General features: G+C 42.2%; 3 protein-coding genes and 1 pseudogene. 1 reads left to right on the forward strand and 3 read right to left on the reverse strand.

The genetic code is table 11. The features are described 5' to 3' along the window. The coding region (locus NJ959_RS25925) for a cobaltochelatase subunit CobN (RefSeq protein WP_254014647.1) at window positions 1-592 on the forward strand (592 nt) is incomplete at its 5' end. Between the two features lie 222 nt (window positions 593-814). On the opposite strand, the gene NJ959_RS25930 is transcribed toward NJ959_RS25925, so the two are convergent. From NJ959_RS25930 to NJ959_RS30855, 3 genes and pseudogenes are all read right to left on the reverse strand, one after another. Beyond that, window positions 815-2608 carry a DCC1-like thiol-disulfide oxidoreductase family protein gene (locus tag NJ959_RS25930; protein WP_254014648.1) on the reverse strand — a complete coding sequence of 598 codons (1794 nt, stop codon included), beginning with the start codon at window positions 2606-2608 and terminating at the stop codon, window positions 815-817. Between the two features lie 249 nt (window positions 2609-2857). Further along, on the reverse strand, window positions 2858-3301 hold the full coding sequence (locus NJ959_RS30850) for a PEP-CTERM sorting domain-containing protein (protein WP_373693711.1): 444 nt from the start codon (window positions 3299-3301) through the stop codon (window positions 2858-2860). A gap of 21 nt (window positions 3302-3322) precedes the next feature. Further along, window positions 3323-4006: pseudogene (locus NJ959_RS30855) on the reverse strand (XDD4 family exosortase-dependent surface protein); the annotation flags it as partial. Window positions 4007-4629 lie beyond the last annotated feature (623 nt).

Below are 4629 nucleotides of genomic sequence, written 5' to 3' on the forward strand. Positions count from 1 at the left end.
GCTGGGGGGGGTTGCTGCGCCGGAAGCCTTTCAGCAACGACTAAAAAATATGCAGGTAGTTTTGCATAATCAGGATAATCGGGAACATGATTTATTAGATTCTGATGATTATTATCAGTTTCAAGGTGGATTGACAGTAGCGATTCGGGCGTTAACGGGAAAAAATCCTCATACTTATTTTGGCGATAATTCGATTCCGGAAAATCCCCGAGTGCGACACCTGCGAGAGGAAATTGCTAAAGTATATCGTTCCCGAGTGATAAATCCGAAATGGATTGAAGGGGTGATGCGTCACGGATATAAAGGGGCGTTTGAAATGGCGGCAACGGTGGATTATTTGTTTGCTTACGATGCAACCGCTAATTGTGTGGAAGATTATATGTATCAGGGGGTAGCTGATGCGTATTTATTCGACTCAAAGGTGCAGAAGTTTATTCAGGAGAAAAATCCTTGGGCTTTGCGCGATATGGCAGAAAGGTTATTGGAGGCACATCAGCGAAACCTGTGGCAATCTGTTAGTGCGGAAACATTGGAGGAATTAAGAGCAATCGCACTACAAGCTGAGGGGGTAGTGGAAAATAGAGGTTTTTGAGGTTATTGCTGTGACAGTTTTCATTTTGGAATATTGGTGTCAAAGTTTCTCTGAAGTCTGTTAGAATTGGTGTAGGATTACAAAACTCAATTTGCAAAGCGTTGCTGAATAGTACTATTAATCGGCGACGCTTTTTGTATCTAAAATTACAGAAACTATCTGCTGTGGCAATCAGCCATATAGAATCTAGTAAAATAGAAGAATTAGACTGGAACGATAACTCTATTTCTTTTCCACCTTGGGTAACTCGAAGCAGTAATAATCCATTATAAAAACTTTCTCCACCTTGGGGGGTTGATAGTTGGGTAAGGTTCTCTCTTTCATAAAGTAAATATTAAAACGATCAAGTTGCTTTCCTCCCTGATGCTGACTATTCCAGTCACGGCAAAGATATCCGCCATAGTAAGGGCGATACCGAGCATTATCTGGATACCAGAAGTTTAGCATGTACTTGCGCCAGCGACCGTTGGGATAAGTGTCAGCGACTAGAGCTGGTTTTTCCCATGTTACAGGTTTACCATGATTAAAGACATCAATTTCTGTCCCATCTTTTAAATATCCTGGTATCACATACCACCCATCATCAACGAGTGGATTGGGGGCAAACATATCCCATCGCTGATCTAATCGTAAGCTAAAAGATAGCGAGGTGACAAAATTCGGTAATTTAAAGAGTGAAGGTGCGATAGTATTGAGATTCCATAAAAGTATACAAACGAGACAGGATAACGCAATCGCATTTGTCCAGTATGAAACTTGCACTTCAAGAGGGCGAAATTGAAAATGGGTTGTTACTTTGGATGCGGTGCGGCGATTATTCGCCACCCACTCATAGAAGTTTGTACCTATTGACATGATAGGCTGCCATTTCAGCAAGGGAACTATCGGGAAAAATAATGGAGATAAACTACATATATAAGAGATGGCTTCAAATTTAAAATGCTTGCGCTCCTTCCAGTCAACAACCACCCAAGAATTTTGAGTTTTCATATAGGTGAAAATTTCTGGGTTATCTTGAGCAGGAAGTAACGGTGTTTCCGGTAAGATTAAGCAGGTGCGGATTATGTACACCATCTTTTTACAAAATCCGCAGTCACCATCATAATAGATCCGGAGTCCCTGACGTTGAGGGGTTTGGAGTTTGGCAGAGATTCCATCCCAAAATTCACTAGGAAGACAGGCTAACCATCCACTGGCGGCAATAACTGGAAAGAGATCTAATGTTAATGTCAGTCCAAATCCTCCATGTAGAGAAATAAATATTACTACCGCTGCTATGCGAAAAATAGGTGTCGCGATGGGTACAAAGAGTAAGAAAGGACCACAAGCTTCAATCCAGATAGTGATAAAAGTGGAAATAGTTAATAAGCCTGGAAAATTGAGGAGAAAATGACCCAAGGGAGTCGCTAGCTGATCGATACTCAAGGCATAGTAAGCGGCACTCCCTTCTTTCCACCAAACTGGATCGGATTTGAGAATTGCCGAAACCCAGTAAACCAGGCAAACTTGCAGGATTAAGGCTACACTTGCTGGGGAAAGTATTCTTGTTGGCAAAGGTTTTTCTGATGAATTGAGGGCACTATCTACAGAATAATATGCCCCTAATGGTAAAAATATACCCCAAAATAAAAGTAGGTGGAGTTCAATATCGCCACCATCAAGGATAATGGGATTGCGATTTTGGAGGGAGACTAAAAGTATCCAGGATAGGATGGTAAATAATCTAGTTTGGTAACCGATGAGTAAGACTAGAGCAACTAATCCCGCCAAGATAAATAGAATAGCTTCAAAAAAGGACTTTCCACTGAATAAATGGAAAGACCATAATAAGGGATTTAAGAATTGTTCAATCAGGGGACCGCGAGGTAAAATACCGAAATCTGTATAATGAGCAGCCAGATCTTGGGAGCGTTTGATCAGATCGACGATAATTAGTATGGCTAGACAGATACGCATCAAGGCTAGGGATCGCAAGTCTAAGCCAAATAGTTCCTCTAGCTTCTTCAACCAGCTCATCTTGAACAGTTGCTCGCTCGAACTCATAACATTATCCTATATTTGTTTAGCTTTAATGAGGCTTGCGGGACTTCCAAATTAACAAACTTATAGTCTAGCTGCAAGTTATTTTCGCTTTTATTTAATAATGTCCGCGAGAATCATTATTATCCATCACGCTAATAAAAATAGAGGTTAGAAGTCTTACTTAACCTCTAACCTCGACTAATCTGACTCAATCGGGTTCTAACTTTTCCACAACCGAATCATCTAGTTAGATTTGCGACGGCGGGATACTGCCAATCCACCAGCTAATAAGACTAAACCTGCCACAGCGCTGGGTTCTGGAACCGAGACTGAACCACCAGTAGTTGAACCTGTGGTGGTGCCAGTGGTTCCAGTGGTGGTGCCAGTGGTTCCAGTGGTTGTACCTGTGGTTCCAGTGGTTGTACCTGTGGTTGTACCTGTGGTTGTACCTGTGGTTGTACCTGTGGTTGTACCTGTTGTGGTTCCAGTGGTTCCAGTGGTCGTACCTGTAGTGGTTCCAGTGGTTGTACCTGTTGTGGTTCCAGTAGTTGTGCCTGTAGTGGTTCCAGTGGTTGTACCTGTTGTGGTTCCAGTGGTTCCAGTGGTCGTACCTGTAGTGGTTCCAGTGGTTCCAGAGGTTGTACCTGTAGTGGTTCCAGTAGTTGTACCTGTTGTGCCACCTGTGATGTCCCCTGTGGTGTCGCTAAGGCTTGGTTCGTTTAGGGCTGTACCGTATTGGAACCGAATATTGCCAATTTTGGTTACATCAAAGGCAGTGGGCAAACCTGATAACACGAAAGTAGCAGAACCTTTAATAAAAGTCCCCCCTGCCACAGCGGGATTGGCGCTGTCGAAAGGATTATTGCTGACGATGCCGTAATTGAATTGTTGACCGCCACCACCTTGGAAAATCCCCAATCCAGCCGTACCTATACCATAGTTTTGGCTGATTCCAGAGAGGTTTGACGATCCATTGCTACCATTTGGCAATTTCCATTCGTTTAAAGAACCAAGCAGATTGACATTAGTCCCTGGAGTGTCACCAATTACAGTTGGTGCTGTAGCTGAAAACAAGGACAAGCTAGATAAGACGGTATTGTCATTATCATAGTCCCAGAAGATTGAGGTGAGAATATCAGAAGGTACTGAAGCCCCTGGCCCTGTGTTACTCAGGGTAATTGTTAACTTTCCTGCGTTTATAGCGTCATCAAAAAGGACTGATGCTCCCAGGCCATCAAAAACTCCACGAGTTGCGTATGTGTTAGTTCCTGTAGCGTTAAATGAAATTGATGTTGCTGATGCAGGGGCTTGGAAGCCTACCATTAAGGAAGAAAAAACAACTCCAGTAGCGAGAAATCCGGTGGTCAGTAAACGGGATACGGTAGCTTTCATGTTCGTTAAACTCTCAGTTAGGATTACAAAAACTCAATTTGGATTTGGATTGCGTTGTTGACTTTATTTTTGACTCAGCAGCGCTTGTCTTTTCTTAGACTACTGCACGAATATTTGTGTTATCTGCTGATTTTTTCAATCTTCACTAACTCTTTAAGGAATGTCTTGGTTGATTTGAGTGAAGATTCGATATATCTGGTAGTTACCTCTGTTAATTTCAGCTTTTTCGCTTTCCATGTATTCAAGATAATCAATTAGTCAGATGACTGTCAAGGAAAAGTGCATTCCTTCATCAACTCTTTAAGTTATGGAGGGTTTTGTAAACATTCCATATAGAATTCATCGTATCTTCACAGAGAAGAATCAGATTAAATCCTAATTTTTAAGATAATTTCCGTGGTTTTACAGATTTGGGAGAGTGGGGAACGAGTATGGGGAGTGTCAACTAGCCAGGGTTTGGGAAAATAGTTCCTTATCTAAGCTGCGGCGCATCTAAATTGGATATTACTCCCTTTGCGGTAGAAGATTATCTATCTCTTCCTTGGTGTCTTAGTGTCTTAGTGGTTTATTAAATAGTTAGGCTTCCGGCGCGAAGGGAGTAAATTTGGTGAAAGGGGTGTGGG

Origin of the sequence: Limnofasciculus baicalensis BBK-W-15 (assembly GCF_024178385.1) — a bacterium.
GTDB lineage: Bacteria > Cyanobacteriota > Cyanobacteriia > Cyanobacteriales > Coleofasciculaceae > Limnofasciculus > Limnofasciculus baicalensis.